Genomic DNA, 24,014 nt, shown 5'->3' with positions numbered 1-24,014 from the left:
GCGACGTGCCCGTGGCACGCTGGCATCATGGCCTCCAGCGACACCGGATCCGTCCCGCACCCCGTCACCGAGGAGCTGCGTGCCACGATCGCAGCCTCGGGGATCACCGAGAACGTCGACCTGATCGCGCGGATCCTCGTGACCGGGGTCGGGCTGGGGCTCGACGAGGCGAGCAGGCTCGACCTCAAGATCACCACGGCCGCGCTCACCGAGATGCGAGCGGCTTTCCGTCTTTTCGCGCCGTACGCCGGTGTGCCGAAGGTGACGATCTTCGGCTCCGCGCGCACACTGCCCGACCAGCACGTGTACCGTGCCGCGGCGGAGGTCGCCCGCGCCCTCGCCGACAAGGGGTGGATGGTGGTGACCGGCGCGGGGCCCGGGATCATGCAGGCTGCGGCGGAGGGGGCGGGGGCCGAGCGGTCGCTCGGTGTCTCGATCCGCCTTCCGTTCGAGGAGAAGCCGAACGCGGTGATCGCCGAGAACGCCCGCAGCGTCGCGATGAAGTACTTCTTCACCCGCAAGCTCATGCTGGTGAAGGAATCGCACGGGTTCGTGTGCGTGCCCGGCGGCTTCGGCACGCTGGACGAGCTGTTCGAGCTGCTCACCCTGCAGCAGACGGGCAAGGCGGAGCCGACGCCCATCGTGCTGCTGGACGAGCCCGGCGGCACGTTCTGGCAGGGCCTGCAGCGCTTCGTCGAGGGTGAGCTCGTCGGCAACGGCGTGATCTCGCCCGATGACTTCGACCGTGTGCTCGTGACGGACTCGGTGGAGGCCGCGGCCCAGCGGATCACCGACTTCTGGCGCAACTACGACTCGATGCGGTGGGTCGGCGGCCGGCTCGTGCTGCGTCTGAAGGCCGAGCCGACCGATGCCGAGGTGGCGGAGCTGAACGAGAGGTTCGGCGGGCTCCTCGCCTCCGGGACCATCGAGCGGCGGGAGCCGCTGCGGCCGGAGCGGGAGGACGGCGACCGGCTCGACCTGCCGCGCCTGGTGCTGCACCTCGACCAGTTCCAGGTGGGGTCCCTTCACCGCCTGATCCGTGCCGTCAGCGAGCTCGGAAGTGCACCGACGGGACCCGCCCGCGCAGCCTGACCCACCGCGCGTGCGGCCGCCGCCGCGGGCGCCGGCCCGCGGCATCCGTCGTCGGTCTCGCCGTGTCCGTACGAAGCGCCGCCCGCCCGGATGAAGGCGTTCTCACGCGCGCGTCGCGCGGTGTTCACCTGCGGTTCGCCGCGGCGTACCCGGTGGCGAGGATGCTGACGCCCGTCGCACCTGAATCGTCACACGTAGAGAGGACGCACCGTGAGCATCATCGAGGGTTTCCGCAGGTCCCTTCCCCTGGCAGAGCACGCGCGCGGAAAGCGCCTGGCGGCCACCTGCCAGTACAAGTGCGCCAACGCGTGCCTCGGACCGGAATGCAACTCGTCGTCGAACGAGTCCTTCCAGCAGATCGCCTCGGCGGCACTGTCGCGCCGCGCGCTGCTCGGTCTGGGCGCCGCGGGCGCGCTCGCGATCGCGGTCGGGGGCCTGCGCGGCCAGGCGCCGGTCTCGGGTGCGGCGGCTTCGGGCGCGGCCGGCGCCGGCGCTTCGTTCGCGCGGCCCGCCACGGGCGGACTCGCGTTCGACCCGATCGCGCCGGTGAGCCGGCTCGTGGACGAGTTCCACGTGCCCGCGGGCTACGTGTGGCAGCCGATCATCCGGTGGGGCGACCCGCTGTTCTCGAGCGCGCCGGCCTTCGACATCGACAACCAGACTCCCGAGGCTCAGGCGCTGCAGTTCGGGTACAACTGCGACTACATCGACGTCGTCGCCGACCCGAGCGGCAAGACCGGCGTTCTGGTGAGCAACCACGAGTACGTGAACCCCGGCATCATGTTCCCGCCGTCGGCCGACCCGGCCGAGCTCCAGCGCCGTGGCGACATCTTCAAGGCGGCGCAGGGCATGGCGGTCGTCGAGATCACGCGCAAGCGCACCGGCGCGCCGTGGTCGTACGTCGTCGACGGCAAACGCAACCGCCGCATCACGGTCGAGACGGTGTTCGAGCTGACCGGCCCGGCCGCGGGCAGCGACCTCGTCAAGACGGCGGCCGACCCGGAGGGCCGCTGGGTGCACGGCACGCTCGGCAACTGCGCCGGCGGGACGACGCCGTGGGGCACCATCCTCTCCGGCGAGGAGAACTTCAACGGATACTTCGCGTGGGCGGCCGACACCCCGGCGCAGAAGCGGTACCAGGCGTCGGCTTCGACGTCGACCTCCACCGGATGGGAGAAGTACGACCCCCGCTTCGACGCGCACAACCCGGACTACGTCAACGAGCCCAACCGGTTCGGCTACATCGTCGAAATCGACCCGCAGGATCCCGCGTCGACGCCGCGCAAGCACACCGCGATGGGCCGGTTCAAGCACGAGGGCGCGAACGTCATCGTGGCCGAGGACGGGCGGGTCGTCGCCTACATGGGGGACGACGAGCGCAATGACTACCTCTACAAGTTCGTCTCGAAGAACAAGATCTCGGGCTCGCGCAAGAAGAACCTGGACCTGCTCAGCGAAGGCGACCTGTACGTGGCGAAGTTCTCGGGCAACTCGCCGGCGAACGAGATCCTCGGAACCGGTGCGCTGCCCGGCGACGGCCTCTTCGACGGCTCGGGCCAGTGGATCCCGCTGACGCAGAACGGCGAGAGCGTCGTCCCCGGCTTCTCGACCGAAGAGGTCCTCGTCCACACGCGACTGGCGGCGGATGCCGTGGGCGCGACCAAGATGGACCGTCCCGAGGATGTCGAGCCGAACCCGACGACCGGCAAGGTCTACCTCGCGCTGACGAACAACTCGGCGCGATCGGCCGCGACGCTCGACGAGGCGAACCCGATCACGGGCAACCGCTACGGCCACGTCATCGAGATGACCGAGACCGCAGGTCAGGCCGGAACGACCTTCGGCTGGAGCATCCTCCTGCTGTGCGGCGACCCGGCGGTGTTCGCGAACTCGTACTTCGCCGGGTTCCCGAAGGAGCTCGTCTCGCCGATCTCGTGCCCCGACAACGTCGCCTTCGACTCGGCAGGCAACCTCTGGATCTCGACCGACGGCGCGCCGAGCACGATCGGCTACAACGACGGGCTGTTCCTCGTCCCGCTCGAGGGCCCTGAGCGCGGCCACGTGCAGCAGTTCCTCTCGGTGCCGCGCGATGCCGAGACCTGCGGCCCGGTGATCCACGACCGCGAGGGGCTCGTGTTCGTCGCGGTGCAGCATCCCGGCGAGGACGGCACGTTCGCCGCCCCCACGTCGCGGTTCCCCGACTACGGGTCGACGGCACCGGGCTCCGCGCCCAACGCGCCGCGTCCGTCGGTCGTGCAGGTCTACCGGGGCTAGGCGTACCGGTCCGGGCGTGCGCGGCCTCGAGCCGCGCACGCCCGGTCACAGCCTGGCGTACTTCGCCCGGGCGAACAGGAACAGCCCGTAGGCGAGCAGGCCGATGCCGACCGCGCCGCCCAGCCACGGGCCGTAGGGCAGTTCGAGCAGAGCCTCGACGGCGCCGTCCATGCCGCCCGCGACTTCCTGGTCGAGCGTGACGGATGCCACGACGAGCAGCGCGCCGACGATCACGAGCGCGATCCCCTTCGCGATGTAGCCGACGACGCCGAGTACCGTGACCGCGGTGCCGGGTGCGCCGGCAGGGACGTCGGTGTGCTCGTGGAAACGCCGCGTCGCCCCGATGCCGACGAACGACGCCCCGGCGATCGCGACGCCCAGGCCGATGGCTCCGAGCAGGAACGGACCGCCCGGAGTCGCGATGAGGTCTCCGCTCAGCGTCTCGACCGACCGCTCGCTGTTCGGATGCGCTCCGGACGCGACGCCCGCGGCGATGATTCCGAGCGCGGCGAATGCGACGACCTGACCGAACTCACCGAGCCGGCGCGCCCACTTCTTCGCGGTGCTGTCGCCGCGTGCCAGCATCGCCTCGAACACGTGATACGCCGCGAGCGCCCACAGCGCCACGGCGAGCACCCACAGCACGACGAAGCCGAGCGGCGCCGCGGCGACCGCCTTGAAGGCGCCGGTCTGATCGCTCTCGCCGTCGCCGCCGAAGGTCACCACCAGCACGATCGCACCGATGACCAGATGCACCAGCCCGTCCGCGGCGTAGCCGGCGCGCGCGAGCGTCCGCAGAGCGGGGTTCGCCTCGGCGTCACGGGCGACGCGCCTCGTGGCGGTGTTCACGCCCCCACGTTAGAGCGCGCCGCTGCTGCGGCCTGCGGGGTTGACGCGGTGGCGCCGACGTGTCAGTCGACGTGCGGCGCGTTGTGCAGGTGGTCGCGGTGCTTCTCGCTCTGACGGCGCTTGGTGCGCAGGTCGATCGGACCGGTGACGGTGAGCTCGTCCTCCCACACTGCGATCCCGGTGACGTCGGGCAGCCGGTCGCGCGTGAAGACAGGATCGCGTCCTGACCTGCGCTGCGCCGTGTAGTCCTTGAGGAGGCGGAACGCGATCCCCGACAGCAGCGCGATCGCGATGAGGTTGGTGAGCGCCATGAGGCCCATCACGCCGTCGGCGAAGTTCCACACCAGGTCGGCTCCGACGACCGAGCCCGCCAGGACCGCGACCACGACGAGCGCCCGGTACGCGGTGAGGACGCCGCGGTTCGGGTTGATGAACTCGATGTTCGACTCGCCGTAGTAGTAGTTGCCGAGGATCGACGAGAACGCCAGCAGGAACACGATGATGCTCAGCGCGATGCTCGACCACGATCCGAGCGTGCTCACGAGCGCGCCTTGCGTGAGACCGATGCCGCGCTCGGCGCCGCCGAGGTCGGGCACCGACACCAGGATGATGAAGGCCGTGATGGAGCAGACCAGGAACGTGTCGAAGTACACGCCGAGGGCCTGGACGAGACCCTGCTTCACGGGGTGGGTGACCGCCGCGCTCGCCCCCGCGTTCGGGGCGGATCCGAGTCCCGCCTCGTTGGAGAACATGCCGCGCTTGACGCCCGTGAGCACGATGTACCCGAACGCCGCGCCGACGACCTCGTTGAAGCCCCACGCCTGCGTGAAGATCTCGGCGAACACCGCGGGCAGGCGGTCGATGTGCAGGGCGACGACGACGAGTCCGAGCAGCAGATAGGCCAGAGCCATGATGGGCACGAGGAACTGCGTGACCGAGGCGATGCGCCGCACGCCGCCGAAGACGACCAGGCCCGTCAGCAGCGCGACCGCGATCCCGATGACCCAGGGGAGCCAGCTCGGTGCGCCCTCGCCGATCGTGGCGGTGACCGTCGCCGCGATGGTGTTCGCCTGCAGCGAGCTGAACGCGAACGGGAAGCACACGATGAGGATGATCGCGAACCAGATCCCTAGCCACCGTGCCTTGAGTCCCCGCTCCATGTAGTACGCGGGACCGCCGCGGAACCCGTCCTTGTCACGGATCTTGAACAGCTGCGCGAGCGAGGACTCGATGAAGCTCGACGCCCCGCCGACGAACGCCATGAGCCACATCCAGAACACGGCGCCCGGGCCGCCCAGCGCGATCGCCGTCCCGACGCCCGCGATGTTGCCGACGCCGACGCGGGAAGCCGCCGAGATGGTGAACGCCTGGAACGCCGAGACCGACTGCGGCTTGCCCGCGGTGTCGCGCGGAGTCTTGTCGGTGAGGGTGCGGAACATCTCCGGGATGAGCCGGAACTGCACCACGCCCGACCGTATGGTGAAGTACACCCCGAGGACGACCACCACCGGCAGCACGATCCACGTCCAGAACAGGTCGCCCCACACCAGCAGCCATTCGTTCAGCGCTTCCATGCGCACAGTATGGCGGGCGCACCGCTGTCGGCGACAGGTGCCGCACCGATCCCGCGCCTATCATGGGGCGGATGATCCGCGAGGCCCGCCGTCCGAGCGCGACCGGATGGAGCATCGCCCCGCGACTGGTCGGCGGTGCACCGCCGGTCGTGCTCGTCCTCGTCGGCGCGCTCTCGCTGCTGGTGGGCCTGCTGATCGTCACGCGCCCGCTGACCTCGCTGCTGCTGCTCACGGTGTACGTCGGCCTCAGCGCCGTGTTCACCGGCGTGGCGCGCTTCCTGAGCGCTCCGGAGTCACCGCTCTGGTCGCGCGTGGCGTTCGGCGCCGTGTGGGTGGTGCTGGGACTTGCGATCCTCATCGGCCTCGGCCGCACGCTCGACCTCCTGCCCGAGCTGATCGCCGTGCTGCTGGTGCTCGGCGGTCTCGCGTCGCTCTACGATGCGCTCGCCCGCGGGCGTCTCAGCCAGCGCGTGCTGGCCGCCGCGTGGGGCGCGGCTCAGATCGTGTTCGGCATCCTGGCGTTCGCGTGGCCGGACGTGACCGTGCTGATCGTCGCGATCGTGTTCGGCGTGCGGACCATCGTGTTCGGCGCGACGCTGCTCGTGCGCGCCGTGCGCGCCTTCGTGGCCGGGCGCCACAGCGTGGAGGCGGCCGAGATGAACGTCGAGCCGGTGACGGCGGACGAGACGGATGCCGAGCCCGCGGCCGCGTCGACGGGTGCCGGTGCCGCGATGCCCGGGTCGGCTTCCGACCCAGGCGGAGCGCCCCGCCGGACGCGCCTGGCGTGGGCCGCGGCGGGCCGGTACGTCCTCGCGGCGGTGCTGGTGGGACTCGCCGGTGCGGGGTGGTACGCCAACGCATGGCTCGCCCAGGGCGAGCCGTTCGTCGACGCCTTCTACGATCCGCCCACCGTCGTGCCGTACGAGCACGGCCGCCTCGTCCGGGTCGGGGACTTCGCCGGCCAGCAGCCTCCCGGCGCTCAGGTGCACCGCATCCTCTACACGACGCGTGACGCCGTCGGTCAGCCGGCGGTCGCGAGCGCCCTCGTGATCGTGCCCGACGAGCGCCCCCCGGGCGCCCGGCCCGTGATCGCGTGGAATCACGGCACGACCGGCGTGGCGCGGGGGTGCGCGCCGAGCCTGCGCGATGCGTCCGCGACGCGCTGGGCGATCCCCGCCCTCGACGAGGCGATCGAACGCGGATGGATCGTGGTGGCATCGGACTACTCCGGGCAGGGAGCGCCCGGCGTCTTCCCGTACCTCATCGGCCGGGGCGAAGCGCGCTCGTCCCTGGATGCGATCCTCGCCGCCCAGGAGGTGGACGGGTTCTCGCTCTCGGCGCGGACCGTCGTGTGGGGCCACTCGCAGGGCGGCCATGCGGCGCTGTGGATGTCGCAGATCGCCGAGGACTACGCCCCCGAGCTCAACATCCTCGGCACCGCGGCGCTGGCGCCGGCGGCTGACCCGCTGGCACTGGCGGAAGAGCTCACGGCGGGCGACGCGAGCGCGCTGCTGTCGATCCTCATCTCGTGGGTGCTCGTGCCCTATGCCGACACGTACGACGACGTGGACCTCTCGCGCTACATCGCGCCGGGGGGCGAGGCGATCGTGCGCGAGATGACGCAGCGGTGCCCGACCGAGCCCGGCGTGATCGTCTCGGTCGCGACGGCGCTCGGCGTCGCCGAGGACCGGCCCCTGTACGTCGGCGACCTCACCGCGGGCGCTCTCGGGCGCAGACTCGCCGACAACGTGCCGTCGGGGCCGTGGGAGCACCCGCTGCTGATCGCGTGGGGCGACGAGGACGAGGTCATCCCACCGCATCTGCAGCAGGAGTACGTCGACCGGCTGTGCGCACAGGGGGAGCGGGTCCGCTTCCTCCAGTACCGCGGATACGACCACCTGGGCGTCCTCCTGCCGCGGTCGAGCTTCGTGCCCGTGCTGGCCAAATGGACCGACGAGCGGCTGCGGTCGGTCGAGACGCGCGTCGACGACTGCGGGCGCTGAGCGCAGCGGCCGTCTCCCAGGTCGGGCGGGTCCGGCATCCGGTAACGTTGTAGGGTTCCGGCGCGCGGCGACGTGCCGGTGAGAGCTGAATATGGAGGCCACTGTGGACATCGATCTCGGACTGCTGCGCACTGTTTCGCGTGAGAAGGAGATTCCCTTCGACGAACTCCTGCGGATCATCGAGCAGGCCATCCTGACGGCGTATGCGAAGACGACGAACGACGGCGAGCCGACGGAAGGCGCGCGGGCGGCTCTCGACGAGAAGACCGGTCACGTCGCGATCTACACTCCCGTGCTCGACGAGGAGGGCATCGTCATCGGCGAGGAGGAGTCGACTCCCGACGACTTCGGCCGCATCGCGGCGTTCGCCGCCAAGCAGGTCATCAGCCAGCGCCTGCGCGACATCGCCGACGACGCCGTGCTGGGCGAGTTCCGCGGCAAGGAGGGCGACATCGTCGCCGGCATCGTGCAGCAGGGTCCGAACCCGCGCATGGTCCACGTCGACCTCGGCACGGTCGAGGCCATCCTGCCGCCCGAGGAGCAGGTGCCCGGGGAGGAGTACTCGCACGGCTCGCGGCTGCGCGTCTACGTGACCTCGGTCTCGAAGGGTGCCAAGGGCCCATCGATCACGGTCTCGCGCACCCACCCGGGACTCGTGCGCAAGCTGTTCGCTCTCGAGGTGCCCGAGATCCCGGCGGGCCTCGTCGAGATCGTGTCGCTGGCCCGCGAGGCCGGCCACCGCACCAAGATCGCCGTGACGGCCAACGACCCCTCGATCAACGCGAAGGGCGCGTGCATCGGCGAGCTCGGCCGACGGGTGCGCGCGGTGACCGAAGAGCTCGGCGGCGAGAAGATCGACATCGTCGACTACGACCCCGAGCTCGCGAAGTTCGTCGCGAACGCCCTGTCTCCGGCGAAGGTGACGTCCAGCTTCGTGCTGGATGCCTCGAACAAGGCCGTGCGGGCGCTCGTGCCCGACTACCAGTTGTCGCTGGCGATCGGCAAGGAGGGGCAGAACGCGCGCCTCGCCGCCAAGCTCACGGGCGCGAAGATCGACATCCAGCCCGATTCGATCCTCGAGTCGTGACCGACCGCTGCGGCGAATCCGACCACAGCGCCGGGCACCGGCGGTTCGGACGGGACGTGTAGAATGGAGGCCGTACGAACGTGCGTCGGATGCCGCACGCGTGCTCCCCGGTCCGCTCTTCTCCGAGTGGTCGCCATCGATTCCGTCCTCGTCCCCGACGAGCGTGCATCGATGCCCGGAAGAGGCGCGTGGGTCCACGAGACGAGCGAGTGCGTGGAGACCGCGATCCGGCGCCGCGCCTTCGTGCGGGCATTGCGTGTGTCAGGCCCGCTTGACACGCAGACCATCGAGAAACGGCTGAATGGCTATGGAAACAAAGTGAACGGCTCGAAATGAGACCCGTCCGCGACTAACGGTCTGCCCTGTCTGGGTGGGCCCAGACAGGAGAATTTGTGGCTGCCAAACCACGCGTGCACGAGATCGCTTCCGAGCTCGGCGTCGACAGCAAGGTCGCGCTCGAGAAGCTGAAGGAGCTCGGCGAATACGTCAAGAGCCCCTCGTCCACCATCGAACCCCCCGTGGCACGGAAGCTCCGTGCCGCGCTTGAAGCGGACGGCGTAGGCGCCCCCGCCGCCGCGGGCACCCCTGCCCCGGCGAAGTCCGCCGCTGCCGGCGCCAAGCCGGCTTCCGGCGCACGCCCCGGTCCCGCGGCCAAGCCCGGTCCGGCGCGTCCCGCTGCTCCCGCGGCACCCGCCGCGGCGGCGCCCGCCAAGGAGGCACCGGCCAAGGAGGCCCCGTCCGCAGCGCCCGCCCCGGCCGCCGCACCTGCCCCGGCCGAGCCCGCCGCTCCCGCCGCGCCTGCGGCGCCGGCTCCGGGCAAGCCGGCTCCGGGCGTCACGCCTCAGCCGCCGCGTCCCGGCGGAACGCCGCGCCCCGGCAACAACCCCTTCTCGTCGCAGCAGGGCATGGGTCAGCGTCCCGCAGGCCCACGCCCGGGCAACAACCCCTTCGCCTCGCAGCAGGGCATGGGTCAGCGTCCGACGCCTGGCAACATCCCGCGTCCGCAGGCGCCGCGCCCTGGTGCGCCGCGTCCGGGTGGTCCTCGCCCCGGTGGCGCAGGCCGCGGCGGCGGTGGCGGTCGTCCCGGCGCTCCGTTCCAGCAGCGTCCCGGCGGTCCCGGTCGTCCCGGCGGTGCCGGTGCCGGTGCCGGTGGAGGCTTCCAGCGTCCCGGTGGGGCTCCCGGCGGATTCGCCGGTCGCCCCGGCGGTGGTGGCGGTCGCGGCCGTGGTCCTGGTGGCGGCACCGCGGGTGCCTTCGGCAAGGGCGGCGGCAAGTCCAAGCAGCGCAAGTCGCGTCGGGCGAAGCGCCAAGAGTTCGAGATGCGGGATGCCCCGGTCGTCGGCGGCGTCAACGTCCAGAAGGGCAACGGCGAGATCATCCGCCTGCGCCGCGGCGCGTCCATCTCGGACTTCGCCGACAAGCTCGAGGCGATCCGCGGCTACACCGTTCAGCCCGGCACGCTCGTGACCATCCTGTTCAACCTGGGCGAGATGGCGACGGCGACCGAGTCGCTCGACGAGGCCACCTTCGAGGTGCTCGGCGCCGAGCTCGGCTACAAGATCCAGATGGTCTCGCCCGAGGACGAAGACAAGGAGCTCCTCGAGGGCTTCGGTCTCGACCTCGAGAAGGAGCTGGAGGAGGAGAACGAGGAGGACCTCGAGATCCGTCCGCCGGTCGTGACCGTCATGGGTCACGTCGACCACGGTAAGACGCGACTGCTCGACGCCATCCGCCAGACCAACGTGGTCGCGGGTGAGGCCGGCGGCATCACCCAGCACATCGGTGCCTACCAGGTGTGGACCGAGCACGAAGAGATCGAGCGCGCCATCACCTTCATCGACACCCCCGGACACGAGGCGTTCACCGCCATGCGTGCCCGTGGTGCGCAGGTGACCGACCTCGCGATCCTCGTTGTCGCGGCGGACGACGGCATCATGCCGCAGACCGTCGAGGCACTGAACCACGCGCAGGCCGCGAACGTGCCGATCGTCGTGGCGGTCAACAAGGTCGACAAGCCCGACGCCAACCCGGCGAAGGTGCGCCAGCAGCTCACCGAGTACGGTCTGGTGGCCGAGGAGTACGGTGGCGACGTCATGTTCGTCGACGTCTCGGCGCGTCAGGGCACCGGTATCCAGGAGCTCCTCGATGCCGTGCTGCTCACGGCCGACGCGGGCCTGGACCTCACGGCCAACCCGAACAAGGCCGCCCGCGGTGTGGCGATCGAGGCGAAGCTCGACAAGGGCCGCGGTTCGGTGGCGACGGTGCTCATCCAGTCGGGAACGCTGCGCGTCGGCGACGCGATCGTGGCGGGCACGGCCTACGGCCGCGTGCGTGCGATGGTCGACGAGAACGGCGACGCCGTCGAAGAGGCCTACCCGTCGCGCCCCGTGCAGGTGCAGGGGCTCAACTCGGTGCCGCGAGCCGGCGACACGTTCATCGTGACCGAGGAGGACCGCACCGCCCGCCAGATCGCCGAGAAGCGCGAGGCCGCGGAGCGCAATGCGCAGCTGGCGAAGGCCCGCAAGCGCATCTCGCTCGAGGACTTCACCCGCGCTCTCGAAGAGGGCAAGGTCGAGTCGCTCAACCTCATCATCAAGGGTGACGTGTCGGGTGCCGTCGAGGCGCTCGAGGAGTCGCTGCTCAAGATCGAGGTCGACGAGTCGGTGCAGCTGCGGATCATCCACCGCGGCGTCGGTGCGATCACCGAGTCCGACATCAACCTGGCCACGATCGACAACGCGATCGTGATCGGCTTCAACGTCCGCCCCGACACGAAGGCGCGCGAACGTGCCGCCCGCGAGGGCGTGGACGTCCGGTTCTACTCGGTCATCTACAACGCGATCGACGATGTCGAGCAGTCGCTCAAGGGCCTGCTCAAGCCGGAGTACGAAGAGGTCCAGTCGGGTGTCGCCGAGATCCGCGAGGTGTTCCGCTCCTCGAAGTTCGGCAACATCGCCGGTGTCATCGTCCGCTCGGGCACGATCACGCGCAACGCCAAGGCGCGCGTCATCCGCGACGGCGTCGTGATCGCCGACGGTCTGGCGATCGAGTCGCTGCGCCGCTTCAAGGACGACGTCACCGAGGTGCGTACGGACTTCGAGGCCGGTATCGGCCTCGGCAAGTACAACGACATCCAGATCGGCGACGAGATCGAGACCACCGAGCTGGTCGAGAAGCCCCGCGGCTGAGCTATTCGGTCGTTGAGCGAGGAGCGAAGCGACGAGTCGAAACGCCCTGGATCCGTTCAGGGCGTTTCGACTCGCCTGGCTCGCTCGACGACCAAGAAGAAGGAGTGATCATGGCTTCAGAACGTCAGGCCCGTCTGGGCGACCGCATCCGAGTGATCCTCGCCGAGCGTCTCGAGAAGGGGCTGCGCGATCCGCGCCTCGGCTTCGTGACGATCACCGATGTGCGGGTGACCGGAGACCTGCAGCACGCGTCGGTGTTCTTCACCGTGCTCGGCACGCCCGAGGAACGCGAGGCGTCGGCAGCAGCGCTCAGGTCGGCGACCGGGATGCTGCGGTCGGAGGTGGGCAAGCACCTCAATGTCCGCCTGACGCCGTCGCTGGAGTTCATCCCCGACGCGATCCCCGAGAACGCCGGTCACATCGAGGACCTGCTGCGCGAGGCACGCCAACGCGACGAGTCGGTCGCAGGACTCGCGGCGAGCGCGTCCTACGCGGGCGAGGCCGATCCGTACGTCAAGCCGCGCGAGCTCGACGACGAGGACTGAGCGCCGCCGACGCCGTCAGGCCGGCAGCCGCAGCATCCCGTCCGCGGCTTCGGCGAGGCCGTCGGAGATGAGCGAGTCGATCGCCCGGTCGCGCTGGCGCCGGTCCGGCCAGTCGGCGGCGACCTCGTGCAGCGGCACGGCGTGGGCCGCGGCATCCCGGAGCGTCTTCAGCACCGCACCGCGCGCCTGCCGGTCGCTGCCCTCGTACCGGGCCTGTCGCCGACGGTCGTCGCCGGTGTCGGGGTAACCGGCTGCCCGCCACGCGCACTGCGCGGCGAGCGGGCACGCGTCGCATCGGGGTGCCCGGCCGACGCACACCGTCGCGCCGAGCTCCATCGCCGCCGCGTTCACGACGGCGGCAGCCTCGCGGTCCGCCGGGAGGATCGCCGTCATGACGTCGAGATCGCGGCGCGAGGGGGCCGCGGGCTGAGAGCGTCCGCCGAGCGCACGCGCCAGGACGCGCCGCGTGTTCGTGTCGACGACGGGATGCCGGTCGCCGTACGCGAAGACCGCCACCGCTCGTGCGGTGTAGTCGCCGATGCCGGTGAGCGCCAGGAGCGCATCGACGTCGCGGGGGATGACATCGCCGTGGCGGTCGCGGATCTCGACGGCCGCGCGGTGGAGCCACAGCGCCCTGCGGGGGTACCCGAGGTTCGCCCACTGCCGCACCGCGTCGGCGGGGGCTGCTGCTGCGAGGTCGGCCGGGCGCGGCCACCGTTCGAGCCATGCCTCGAGGTGCGGGATCACCCGGTTCACCGGCGTCTGCTGCAGCATGAACTCGCTGACGAGGACGCCCCACGTGCTGAATCCCGGCCGTCGCCACGGCAGGTCGCGCGCGTTGCGCCGGTACCACGCGACGAGCGGCGTCGCGAGGTCGGGCATGCATCCCAGCTTACGTTCGGCCCGTGCTGCTGGGAGTTCGGTGCGGATGCCCGCGCGATGCCGTCGGCATGCGTAGCGCTCGCCTTGTCGTACGAGCCCTGCGCCTGAGAGGGGCCCCGCCGCGCCGTAGGCTGGTGGCATGCGCCTTCCCGCCACGCCGACGACGACGCTGTGGCGGCAGCTGCGCGACGACGTGCGGCGACAGTACCCCGCCGGGCGCGTGATCATCGCGGTGGACGGCGTGGACGGTGCCGGCAAGACGGTGTTCGCCGACGGGCTCGCCGAGGCGTTCGCCGAGATCGGGGATGCCGTGTTCCGTGCGAGCATCGACGGCTTCCACCGTCCGCGGGCCGAGCGCTACGCCCGCGGACGTCACAGTCCCGAGGGGTTCTACCTCGACTCGTACGACTACGCCACCTTCCGGCGCGTGCTCGTCGACCCGTTCCGCGACGGCGCGCAGACGGCCGGCACGACGGGTTTCCAGCTGTCGGCGTTCGACCTCGTGCGCGACGCGCCCGCCGAATCGCAGTGGGTCACCGGGCCGCTCGATGCGGTGCTCGTGGTCGACGGCATCTTCCTGCACCGCCCGGAACTGCGGGACCTGTGGGACTGGTCGCTGTGGCTGGACGTGCCCTTCGACGTCGCCTACGCCCGGATGGCGCTGCGCGACGGGTGCGATCCCGACCCCGACGCCCCGACGAACGCCCGCTACCGGCGCGGGCAGGAGGCGTACCTGCACGAGGCGGCGCCGCGGGAGGCGGCATCCGTCGTCGTCGACAACTCCGACCTCGCCCACCCGCGGCGCGTCCCGGGGAGCGCGCGCTGATGGCGGTCGCGGGTCTGATGCTGGTCGACAAGCCCGGCGGGATCACCTCCCACGACGTCGTCGCACGGGCGCGACGCGCGCTCGGCACGCGCAAGATCGGCCACGCCGGCACGCTCGATCCGATGGCGACCGGTCTGCTGGTGCTGGGAGTCGAGGGCGCCACGCGGCTGCTCACCTTCGTGGTGGGGCTCGACAAGACGTATGAGGCGACCATCCGGCTCGGTGTCGCGACCACGACCGACGACGCCGACGGCGACGTGGTGTCGACGACGGATGCCTCGTCCCTGCCGCCCGCCGCGATCGCCGACGGCATCGCGGCGCTCACCGGCCGCATCTCGCAGGTGCCGAGCACGTACTCCGCCATCAAGGTCGACGGGCGCCGCGCATACGACCTCGCGCGCTCGGGAGAGGATGTGCAGCTGAAGGCCCGTGACGTGACGGTGACCCGGTTCGAGCTGCGGGCGGAACGCCGCGGCTCGGCAGGTTCGGCGACCGCGGACGGCGCGGAGGCCGGGGGATGGGTCGACCTCGACGTCGTGGTGGACTGCTCGAGCGGCACGTACATCCGCTCGCTCGCGCGGGATCTCGGCACGGCGCTCGGCGTCGGCGGCCACCTCACGGTGCTGCGGCGCACCCGCATCGGGCCGTTCCAGGTCGAGACGGCGACGAGCATCGACGGCATCGCGGACGCCGCGCCGATCGACCCCGCCATCGCCGCGGGCGCGATCCTCGGGCGATTCGAGGTGACTGCCGACGAGGCGCGTGACCTGCGCCACGGCAAGCGGCTCGTTGGTACCGCGGAGCGCCTCGCCGCCGAGCCCGTCGCGGCGATCGACCCGCAGGGCGCCCTCGTCGGGATCGTCGAACGGCGGGGAGCCGACGTGAAGAGCGTCATGAACATGCCCGAGGAGGCGTCGCGATGATCCTGTGGTTCACGATCCTGCAGGTGGCGGTCGCCGTCGGGGCGGGGCTCTTCTGCCTCGTGGCCGGGCTCGCCGGCCGTCGTCCGAGCGACTGGACCGTCGGCTCGCTCGCGCTCGTCGAGCTGCTGCTGATCGTGCAGATCGTCATCGCCGTCATCGCCCCCTTCGCCGGCAACCCGCCGACCGGGAGTCTGCTGGAGTACTGGGTCTACCTCGTCTCGGCGTTCCTGCTGCCGCTGGCAGCGGTGGCGTGGGCGCTGCTGGAGCGCAGCCGCTGGAGCACGGTGATCATGGGCATCGCGGCGTTGTCGATCGCCGTGATGGTGTGGCGGATGCAGGTGATCTGGACGGTGCAGGTCGCGTGAGCCCGGCCCGTGCCTGCGGCGCGACGACCTCGCGATGCGGCATCCGAACTAAGATCGTGGGGTTATGTCGTCGCCCGCCCGCCCTCGCATGACCGGCATCGGCCGCGTGCTCGTGATCGTCTACGCGATCATGGCGCTCGCCGCCACCGGCAGGTCCTTCGTCCAGATCGCGCAGCGCTTCGACGAAGCGCCGCTCGCCTACACGCTGTCGGCGGTGTCGGCGGTGGTCTACATCGTCGCGACGCTCGCCCTCGTCTTCGCGGGCCGTCGAGGCTGGTACGTCGTCGCGTGGGTCGCGATCGGGTTCGAGCTGGTGGGCGTGCTCGTGATCGGCACGCTGAGCCTCGTGATGCCCGAACTGTTCGCGCACGACACGGTGTGGTCGTGGTACGGCAGAGGCTACGTGTTCATCCCGCTCGTGCTGCCCTTCCTCGGCCTGTGGTGGCTCATCACCCACCGTCCGGGTGCCCGAGCCGCGGCGGCGGAGCACGCGGCGGTGGCGCCGTGATCGTCTTCCGCGACCCTCGCGAGGTGCCCGCCGGCTTCGGGCCGTCGGTCGTGGCGATCGGCAAGTTCGACGGCGTGCACTCCGGTCATCGCGCGGTGATCGACCGGGCGCGAGTGGATGCCGCGGCGATCGGCGCGCGCGTGGTCGCGGTGACGTTCGACCGCAACCCGCTCGCGCTGCTGCGACCCGACATCTGCCCCGTGAGCCTCGTCGGCGTGGCCCAGAAGCTGCGGCTGCTCGCCGAGACGGGCGTCGACGCGACGCTGCTGCTCACGTTCGACCGCGCACTGGCAGACCTCGAGGCTCGCGCGTTCGTCGAGCACGTGCTCGTCGGAGCGCTGGGGGTCACGATCGTGATGGTCGGCGCCGACTTCCGTTTCGGTCGCGGGGGAGCGGGCACGCCCGATCTGCTGCGCGAACTCGGTCGCGAGTTCGGGTTCGACGTGGACGTCGTCGACGACGTGCGCGCGATCGACGAGGGCCGCCGCGTCTCGTCGACGTGGGTGCGCGAGGTGCTCGACGCCGGAGACGTCGCTGCGGCGGCGAAGCTCCTGGGCCGTTCGCACAGCGTGCGCGGCGAGGTCGTCCACGGCCTCAAGCGCGGGCGCGATCTGGGGTTCCCCACCGCGAACCTGTCGCAGGCGCTCGAGGGATTCGTCCCTGCCGAGGGCATCTACGCGGGGTGGCTGGTCGACGAGGGCATTCCCGGCGACGGCACGGCCGAGCCGCGCAGCAGCGTGCGGTACCCGGCCGCGATCAGCGTGGGCACCAACCCGACGTTCGACGACGTCGACGTGCGACAGGTCGAGGCGTACGTCCTCGACGAGACCGACATCGACCTGTACGACCACATCGTCGAGGTCGAGTTCGTGGAGCGCGTCCGCGGCATGACCGCGTTCGAGACCGTCGACGCCCTGGTCGCCCAGATCGCCGACGACGTCGAGCGCGTGCGCACGCTGCTGTCCTGACCGCACCGCGGATCGTCCGTAGACCTGGCACGGCGACGCCCCTACGATCAAGGCGTGCATGAGCTCGCACTCCGGGCCGTCGAGGCGGCGGCCGCGATCGCTGTGCTCTCCTTCGCGATCGTGGTGGTGACCGGATGACGGTGCCGCGGTACCGCGATCTGCTCATGTGAGCAGATCCGCGTTCAGATGTTGCTCGACCCCGGTTCGTGTGTCAGCCTTGAAGGCGGACCGAAGGAAGGAGGGGATGTGGACGCCGTGGACGAGCTGCTGTCGATCAGGGCGGCAGAGCTGTACTACGAGGAGAACCTCACGCAGGAGCAGATCGGGCGCAGCCTCCGCATCACCCGCTGGAAGGTCGGCCGCCTCCTCTCCCAGGCGAAGGAGGAGGGCTTCGTCCGCATCGAGATCCTCCATTCGCGCGCGCGGCGCGTGCCGCTGGAGCGACGCCTGCGCGACGAGCGCGGACTGACGGACGCGATCGTGGTGTCGCGCGCCGGCGTCGAGAGCGAGGACGAGCTGCAGCGGCGTGTCGCGCAGGCCGCCGCGGACTACCTCTCGACGATGCGCCCGAGCCCGCGCGTGCTCGGCGTCAGCTGGGGCCGCACGCTGTCCGAGATCGCGCATCAGCTGCGCAACGGGTGGTCGGCCGGCACCGACGTCGTGCAGATCAACGGCGGCGTCAGCCTCACGCATCGCCCCGGCACCGCCGCGGCGACCGCGGTCGCGATCGCGCAGAAGGGCGGGGGCACCGCGACCCTGCTTCCGAGTCCCGCGATCCTCGAGCGCCGCGAGACGAAGGAGGCGATCGAGGCCGACCGCGTCGTCGCGAACGTCATGGATCTCGCGGGCTCGGCCGACGCGTACCTCTTCAGCGCCGGCGCCGCCGACCACCGGTCGGTCCACGTCGACAGCGGCTACCTCGGCCCGGCCGACATCGACCGTCTCGTCGAGCGCGGCGCCGTCGGCGATGTCGTGGGCCGCTACGTCGACGCGAACGGCGACATCGTCGATCCCGAGCTCGACGCACGCACCGTCGGCCTGTCGCTCGCCGCGCTGCGCAGCGCGCCGGTCGCGATCGCGGCGATCGCCGGCAAGCCGAAGCACGCGATCGCCGCCGCGGTGGTCGGGTCGGGACTGTGCACCGCACTGATCACCGACGAGGCCACTGCGCTCCACCTGCTCGAAGGATGACCTCGTGAGCTCTCCCTCACCGCATCCGCACGACACGTCACACAGAAAGCCAGGTCATGCCATGTCAGGCACCTCACTCATGACGCTGCCGCAGCGCGCCGTCGAACTGCTCGGCGGCGAGCCCGACGACACCACGTTGCGACGGTATCTCCACGGTCTCCCCGGCGTCGACGCCGTCGGGCTCGAGCAGCGCGCCGCGGGCCTCGGCACCCGGTCGATCAAGACGACCTCGAAGGCGTGGGCGCTCGACAAGATCATCGAGCTCATCGACCTCACCACCCTCGAGGGAGCCGACACCCCCGGCAAGGTGCGCTCGCTGGTGGCGAAGGCGCTGACTCCGGATGCCTCCGACCCCGGGTGCCCGCGTGTCGCGGCGGTGTGCGTCTACGGCGACATGGTGCCGCACGCCGTCGCCGCGCTCGGCGCCGCGCACGGCGACCCCGATGAGGGAGGCGTGAGCGTCGCCGCCGTCGCGACCGCGTTCCCGAGCGGCCGCGCGTCGCTCGACATCAAGCTCGCCGACACGGCGGAGGCCGTCGCGAGCGGTGCCGACGAGATCGACATGGTCATCGACCGCGGCGCGTTCCTCGCGGGCCGCTACGGCCTCGTCTTCGATCAGATCGCCCGCGTGAAGGAGGCCTGCCGTCGCGAAGACGGCTCGTTCGCGTCGCTCAAGGTGATCCTCGAGACGGGCGAGCTGCACACGTACGACAACATCAAGCGCGCCTCCTGGCTCGCCATCCTCGCCGGCGGCGACTTCATCAAGACCTCGACCGGCAAGGTGCAGCCGGCCGCGACGCTGCCGGTGACCCTCCTCATGCTCGAGGTGGTGCGCGACTGGCATCGCGCGACGGGCGAGAAGGTGGGCGTGAAGCCCGCGGGCGGCATCCGCACGTCGAAGGATGCGATCAAGTACCTCGTCACCGTCGCCGAGACAGTGGGCGAGGAGTGGCTGCAGCCGCACCTGTTCCGCTACGGCGCCTCGAGCCTCCTCAACGACGTGCTGCTGCAGCGCCAGAAGCTGAAGACCGGGCACTACTCCGGTGCTGACTACGTGACGATCGACTGATGCTTCGACAAGCTCAGCAACCAGAAGAGACGAAGTAGACATGAGTTTCCTCGAGTACGCGCCGGCCCCCGAGTCGCGCGCGATCCTGTCCCTCCAGCCCGAGTACGGGCTGTTCATCGACGGCGAGTTCCGCCCCGGCTCGGGCGAGTCGTTCGCGACGATCTCGCCGGCCGACGAGTCGCACATCGCCACGATCGCCGCGGCGAGCGAAGCGGATGTCGACGCCGCTGTCGCCGCCGCACGCCGCGCGTACGACCGCACGTGGTCGAAGATGAGCGGCCGCGACCGCGGCAAGTACCTCTTCCGCATCGCCCGGCTCGTCCAGGAGCGTGCGCGCGAGCTCGCCGTCGCCGAGAGCCTCGACAACGGCAAGCCGATCAAAGAGAGCCGTGACGTCGATGTGCCGCTGGTCGCCGCGTGGTTCTTCTACTACGCCGGCTGGGCCGACAAGCTCGAGTACGCGGGCCTCGGCGCCGACCCGCGCTCGCTCGGTGTGGCCGGCCAGGTGATCCCGTGGAACTTCCCGCTGCTGATGCTCGCGTGGAAGATCGCTCCTGCCCTCGCGGCGGGGAACACCGTGGTCATCAAGCCGGCCGAGACGACGCCGCTGTCGGCGCTCATCTTCGCCGAGATCCTGCAGCAGGCCGACCTGCCTCCGGGCGTCGTCAACATCGTCACGGGCGCCGGGGCGACGGGTGCGGCGATCGTGCGGCATCCCGACGTGAACAAGGTCGCCTTCACCGGCTCGACCGCGGTCGGGCGCGAGATCGCGAAGTCCGTCGCCGGCACCGACAAGAAGCTGACGCTCGAGCTCGGCGGCAAGGCCGCGAACATCGTGTTCGAGGACGCGCCCATCGACCAGGCGATCGAGGGCATCGTCAACGGCATCTTCTTCAATCAGGGTCACGTGTGCTGCGCGGGCAGCCGGCTGCTCGTGCAGGAGTCGATCCACGACGAGGTCGTCGACCGGCTCAAGGACCGCCTCTCGACGCTGCGCCTCGGCGACCCCCTCGACAAGAACACCGACATCGGTGCCATCAACTCGCGCGAGCAGCTGGACCGCATCCGCGAGCTGAGCCGCATCGGCGAGGAGGAGGGCGCCGAGCGCTGGAGCGCCGACTGCGTCATCCCCGACAACGGCTTCTGGTTCGCCCCGACCATCTTCACCAACGTGCAGGCGAGCCACCGCATCGCGCGCGACGAGATCTTCGGTCCGGTGCTCTCGGTGCTGACGTTCCGCACGCCCGCCGAGGCGATCGAGAAGGCCAACAACACGCCGTACGGACTGTCGGCGGGTGTCTGGTCCGACAAAGGCTCCCGCATCCTGGCGGTCGCCGACCGCCTGCGCGCCGGCGTGGTGTGGGCGAACACGTTCAACCGTTTCGACCCGTCGTCGCCGTTCGGCGGCTACAAGGAGTCCGGCTACGGCCGCGAGGGCGGCCGCCACGGCCTCGCCGCCTACCTCAAGAGCGCGCCCGCGGCATCCTCTCGGTCGTTGAGCGAGCGAGGCGAGACGAAGCGCCAAGCCGGCCGCTCGAAGAAGGAGGTGGGCAAGTGACCAAGCGACTGACCGTGCCCAAGACCTACAAGCTCTACATCGGAGGCGCCTTCCCGCGCAGCGAGTCCGGACGCACCTACGAGGTCGCGACGCCGAAGGGCGAGTTCCTCGCCAACGCCGCGCTGGCATCGCGCAAGGACGCACGGGATGCCGTCGTCTCGGCGCGCGGCGCCGTCAAGGGGTGGTCCGGTGCCACCGCGTACAACCGCGGTCAGGTGCTCTACCGCGTCGCCGAGCTGCTCGAAGGGCGTCGCGCCCAGTTCGTGGACGAGATCGTGCAGCAGACCGGGGTCACGGCATCCGTCGCCTCCGCCGAGGTCGACGAGGCCATCGACCGCTGGGTCTGGTACGCCGGCTGGTGCGACAAGTTCGGTCAGGTGGCCGGCAACGGCAACCCGGTCGCCGGCCCGTACTTCAACATCTCGGTGCCCGAGCCGACCGGCGTGGTCGGCGTGATCGCTCCGCAGGACTCGGCGCTCGTCGGCCTCGTCTCGGTGATCGCCCCGGCCCTCGTGACCGGCAACTCGGTGGTGGTCGTCGCGTCGCAGCGGTATCCGCTCTCGGCGATCAGCCTCGCCGAGGTGCTCGCGACCAGCGACGTGCCGGGCGGCGTCGTGAACGTGCTCACCGGCTCGCCGGCCGAGATCGCGCCGTGGCTCGCGTCGCACCCCGACGTGCACGCGCTCGACCTCGTCGGCGCGGGCGACCTCGACTGGGTCGACCTGCAGATCGCCGCGGCCGAGACGCTCACGCGGGTGCTGCCTCCCGAGAACGGGACGGATGCCGCGGCCCCGAGCCTCGCGCGCATCGCGGCGTTCACCGAGACCAAGACCGTCTGGCACACCAAGAGCCTGGTCTGACGGCGAGCTCCGCAGTCACAACCTGCGCGGAGAACGCGTCTCCCGGACGCGGAAACTGACTGCGGAGCGAACGCCGGAGGCGCGCACGGCGGGCGCGGCGCGAGGCGCGCACGGGCGCGGGGCGCGCGGAGACGCGCAGGGGCGCGGAGCGGGCGCGAGGCGTGCGCGGCGCGGGGATCAGGTGAGCTCGAGTCCGCCCCAGGCGCCGGGCTCGCGCAGCTCGCCGTAGTGCACGTCGACGTCGTGCGCGGTGACGGACGCGACGCACGCGAGGAGTGACAGCGTGGGGTATCCGTAGGGGCGGTTGTCGCGGATGATCGCGCCGTCATCGGTGGGCGGCAGCGCCGCCGAGCGCTCGAGCACCTCGAGCCACGGCATCCACCAGCGCTCGCCGTCGGCGGGCTCGGTCGCGCGGAACTCGTCCAGCCAGCGTGCGATGCGCGGCGTGCCGGCGTCGTCGACGTCGTCGTGGGCGATCATGTGCGTGCCGGGCCCGAGCTCGACCGTGCGCAGGGCGACGCCGTCCCACGTCCGCACGCGTGCGCGCGCACCTTCGACCTCGACGAGGTTGAAGCCGTGCGTGGACGGCTCCCCGGAGGGTGAGCGCCCGGCGACGGCGTCGAGCACCAGGCCGCCCCGTGAGACGAGCTCGGATTCGGGCCGGGTGGAGTCGTCCGCCCGGTTCAGGAGCACGGCCAGGCGGCCCGCCGCGGGGTCGGCAGCGAGCCAGGCGCCACCGGCGCGCACGTCGCGCACGCCCACGACGCCGTTATGCGGCTCGGGCCACCAGCGACCCAGCGGATTCCACGGTCGTCCGGGATCCTCGTCGCGGATCGCGAGCACGCGCGTGGGCTCATCCGCCGAATCGGGGACGCGGATGACGACGGTGCACATGCGGGGCTCCTCGGTGGTGTCGTGCGGCGCGGGGCCGCGTGGCGGACAGTCGTGCCAAGATCGGAGGGTGTTCGTCGTGGTCGGAGTCACCGGCGGGATCGCCGCTTATAAGACGGTTCAACTGGTGCGCCTGCTCGTGAAGGACGGCCACGAGGTCCACGTGGTGCCGACCGACGACGCGCTGCGCTTCGTCGGCCTGCCGACGTGGGAGGCGATCAGCCGCCACGCCGTGACCACCTCCGTCCACGACGACGTCGCACGCGTGCGGCACGTCGCGCTCGGCCAGTCGGCCGATCTCGTGATCGTGGCGCCCGCGACGGCGAACACCCTGGCGAAGATGACCGCGGGGCTCGCGGACGACCTCCTCGGGACGACCCTACTCGCCACCACGGCGCCGGTCGTCGTGGCCCCCGCGATGCACACCGAGATGTGGCGTCACCCCGCGACCGTCGCGAACATGGCGACCCTCCGCGAACGCGGCGTGATCGTGGTCGGCCCCGACGACGGCGAGCTGACCGGCGGCGACAGCGGACCGGGACGGATGACGGAGCCCGAGGCGATCCTCGAACGCGCGCTGGCCGCGGTCGACGGCGGCGCGCGAGACCTCGAGGGGCTCCGCGTCGTGGTGAGTGCCGGCGGCACGCGCGAGCCGATCGATCCCGTGCGCTTCATCGGCAACCGCTCCAGCGGCCGCCAGGGGGTCGCCGTCGCGATGGCCGCGGCGGACCGTGGCGCCGACGTGGTGCTGATCGCCGCGCATGTCGACGACGGACCCCTGGTCGAGGCATGCGCCCACCCGCGCGTGCGGATCGTGCGCGCCGGCACCGCGGCCGAACTCGGGGAGGTCGCGGCGATCGAAGCGGATTCAGCCGACATCGTCGTGATGGCGGCGGCGGTCGCGGACTACCGGGTGGCCGAGGTGTCGCCGCTGAAGCGGGCGAAGGAGTCCGCCCCCGGCGACGGGATCACGCTCGACCTGATCGAGAACGACGACATCCTCGCCGCCCTCGTGCGCGCCCGGCGCGACGGACAGTCGATCGTGGGCTTCGCCGCCGAGACGCCGGGGGAGGGCGAGACGCTCCTCGAGCGTGGCCGGCGCAAGGCCGCCCGCAAGGGCGCGGATCTGCTGGCGGTCAACGAGGTGGGCTGGGAGCGGGGCTTCGAGAGCGGCGAGAACGCGCTGGCGATCATCGACGCGAGCGGCGATCTGGTGGCGTCGGCGACGGGGAGCAAGCGAGACGTCGCCGAGGTGTTGTGGAACGCTGTGCTGAAGGTGCGCGGATCGCGCGCCGAAATTGAGTAACGAAACGGTAACGACGCATGTAGAGTGGTGCGCACCACGTCGACGACGACGTGGT

At 71.1% G+C, this 24,014-nt stretch carries 21 protein-coding genes; 17 read left to right on the top strand and 4 right to left on the bottom strand.

The features are described 5' to 3' along the window. Positions 1-27: 27 nt before the first annotated feature. Both IM778_RS11175 and IM778_RS11170 read left to right on the top strand, forming a co-directional pair. Positions 28-1,092, top strand: coding sequence for an LOG family protein (locus tag IM778_RS11175; RefSeq protein WP_194408968.1), 1,065 nt, complete (start codon positions 28-30; stop codon positions 1,090-1,092). 210 nt (positions 1,093-1,302) lie between these two features. Next, complete coding sequence (locus IM778_RS11170; protein WP_194408967.1) at positions 1,303-3,366, top strand: PhoX family protein; 2,064 nt, start codon at positions 1,303-1,305, stop codon at positions 3,364-3,366. A 45-nt stretch (positions 3,367-3,411) separates the two neighbouring features. Here IM778_RS11170 and IM778_RS11165 read toward each other — a convergent pair whose 3' ends face one another. Further along, positions 3,412-4,215: a DUF1206 domain-containing protein gene (locus IM778_RS11165; RefSeq protein ID WP_194408966.1), complete on the bottom strand. Its 804-nt coding sequence runs from the start codon at positions 4,213-4,215 to the stop codon at positions 3,412-3,414. 62 nt (positions 4,216-4,277) lie between these two features. Beyond that, positions 4,278-5,789 carry an alanine/glycine:cation symporter family protein gene (locus tag IM778_RS11160; RefSeq protein ID WP_194408965.1) on the bottom strand — a complete coding sequence of 504 codons (1,512 nt, stop codon included), beginning with the start codon at positions 5,787-5,789 and terminating at the stop codon, positions 4,278-4,280. A gap of 71 nt (positions 5,790-5,860) precedes the next feature. Between IM778_RS11160 and IM778_RS11155 the strand changes: the two genes are divergently transcribed. The 5 genes from IM778_RS11155 to rbfA all read left to right on the top strand — a co-directional run bounded on the left by IM778_RS11155 (position 5,861) and on the right by rbfA (position 12,612). Next, the gene (locus tag IM778_RS11155) at positions 5,861-7,792 is read left to right on the top strand and encodes a lipase family protein (protein ID WP_228484511.1); all 1,932 of its coding nucleotides are present in this window, start codon (positions 5,861-5,863) and stop codon (positions 7,790-7,792) included. Positions 7,793-7,895: 103 nt separating this feature from the next. After that, the gene (nusA, locus tag IM778_RS11150) at positions 7,896-8,879 is read left to right on the top strand and encodes a transcription termination factor NusA (RefSeq protein WP_194408963.1); all 984 of its coding nucleotides are present in this window, start codon (positions 7,896-7,898) and stop codon (positions 8,877-8,879) included. A 63-nt stretch (positions 8,880-8,942) separates the two neighbouring features. Continuing rightward, a complete protein-coding gene (locus IM778_RS17985; protein ID WP_194408962.1) occupies positions 8,943-9,215 on the top strand; it encodes a YlxR family protein in 273 nt (90 codons plus the stop codon). A 56-nt stretch (positions 9,216-9,271) separates the two neighbouring features. After that, the gene (infB, locus tag IM778_RS11140; RefSeq protein ID WP_228484510.1) at positions 9,272-12,067 is read left to right on the top strand and encodes a translation initiation factor IF-2; all 2,796 of its coding nucleotides are present in this window, start codon (positions 9,272-9,274) and stop codon (positions 12,065-12,067) included. A 110-nt stretch (positions 12,068-12,177) separates the two neighbouring features. Next, entirely contained in the window at positions 12,178-12,612 is a 435-nt protein-coding gene (gene rbfA, locus IM778_RS11135; protein ID WP_194408961.1) for a 30S ribosome-binding factor RbfA, read from the top strand. A 15-nt stretch (positions 12,613-12,627) separates the two neighbouring features. Here rbfA and IM778_RS11130 read toward each other — a convergent pair whose 3' ends face one another. Continuing rightward, a complete protein-coding gene (locus IM778_RS11130) occupies positions 12,628-13,494 on the bottom strand; it encodes an HhH-GPD family protein (protein WP_194408960.1) in 867 nt (288 codons plus the stop codon). 139 nt (positions 13,495-13,633) lie between these two features. On the opposite strand from IM778_RS11130, the gene IM778_RS11125 reads away from it, so the two are divergent. From IM778_RS11125 to IM778_RS11085, 9 genes are all read left to right on the top strand, one after another. Next, positions 13,634-14,320 (top strand): nucleoside/nucleotide kinase family protein, encoded by a 687-nt coding sequence (locus IM778_RS11125; protein WP_194408959.1) that lies wholly within the window; start codon positions 13,634-13,636, stop codon positions 14,318-14,320. Next, positions 14,320-15,243: a tRNA pseudouridine(55) synthase TruB gene (gene truB, locus IM778_RS11120; protein ID WP_194408958.1), complete on the top strand. Its 924-nt coding sequence runs from the start codon at positions 14,320-14,322 to the stop codon at positions 15,241-15,243. Before IM778_RS11125 ends, truB begins: the two co-directional genes overlap by 1 nt. Then, entirely contained in the window at positions 15,240-15,608 is a 369-nt protein-coding gene (locus tag IM778_RS11115) for a hypothetical protein (RefSeq protein WP_194408957.1), read from the top strand. Before truB ends, IM778_RS11115 begins: the two co-directional genes overlap by 4 nt. A gap of 64 nt (positions 15,609-15,672) precedes the next feature. After that, positions 15,673-16,116: a hypothetical protein gene (locus IM778_RS11110; protein WP_194408956.1), complete on the top strand. Its 444-nt coding sequence runs from the start codon at positions 15,673-15,675 to the stop codon at positions 16,114-16,116. Beyond that, a complete protein-coding gene (locus IM778_RS11105) occupies positions 16,113-17,084 on the top strand; it encodes a bifunctional riboflavin kinase/FAD synthetase (RefSeq protein ID WP_194408955.1) in 972 nt (323 codons plus the stop codon). Before IM778_RS11110 ends, IM778_RS11105 begins: the two co-directional genes overlap by 4 nt. Before the next feature lie 246 nt (positions 17,085-17,330). Continuing rightward, positions 17,331-18,275 carry a sugar-binding transcriptional regulator gene (locus IM778_RS11100; RefSeq protein ID WP_194408954.1) on the top strand — a complete coding sequence of 315 codons (945 nt, stop codon included), beginning with the start codon at positions 17,331-17,333 and terminating at the stop codon, positions 18,273-18,275. A 61-nt stretch (positions 18,276-18,336) separates the two neighbouring features. Then, positions 18,337-19,344 (top strand): deoxyribose-phosphate aldolase, encoded by a 1,008-nt coding sequence (gene deoC, locus IM778_RS11095; protein ID WP_194408953.1) that lies wholly within the window; start codon positions 18,337-18,339, stop codon positions 19,342-19,344. Positions 19,345-19,384: 40 nt separating this feature from the next. Beyond that, positions 19,385-20,902, top strand: a complete 1,518-nt coding sequence (locus IM778_RS11090; RefSeq protein ID WP_194408952.1) for an aldehyde dehydrogenase family protein — start codon at positions 19,385-19,387, stop codon at positions 20,900-20,902. Then, positions 20,899-21,762: an aldehyde dehydrogenase family protein gene (locus IM778_RS11085; protein ID WP_194408951.1), complete on the top strand. Its 864-nt coding sequence runs from the start codon at positions 20,899-20,901 to the stop codon at positions 21,760-21,762. Before IM778_RS11090 ends, IM778_RS11085 begins: the two co-directional genes overlap by 4 nt. Before the next feature lie 177 nt (positions 21,763-21,939). Here the strand turns inward: IM778_RS11085 and IM778_RS11080 are convergent, their stop codons facing one another. Next, positions 21,940-22,656: an NRDE family protein gene (locus tag IM778_RS11080; RefSeq protein ID WP_194408950.1), complete on the bottom strand. Its 717-nt coding sequence runs from the start codon at positions 22,654-22,656 to the stop codon at positions 21,940-21,942. Between the two features lie 67 nt (positions 22,657-22,723). Between IM778_RS11080 and coaBC the strand changes: the two genes are divergently transcribed. Next, on the top strand, positions 22,724-23,959 hold the full coding sequence (coaBC, locus tag IM778_RS11075; protein ID WP_194408949.1) for a bifunctional phosphopantothenoylcysteine decarboxylase/phosphopantothenate--cysteine ligase CoaBC: 1,236 nt from the start codon (positions 22,724-22,726) through the stop codon (positions 23,957-23,959). The last annotated feature ends 55 nt before the right edge of the window (positions 23,960-24,014 follow it).

Source organism: Microbacterium cremeum (genome assembly GCF_015277855.1).
Classification (GTDB): domain Bacteria; phylum Actinomycetota; class Actinomycetes; order Actinomycetales; family Microbacteriaceae; genus Microbacterium; species Microbacterium cremeum.
This window is presented reverse-complemented; position numbering and strand designations above follow the sequence as displayed.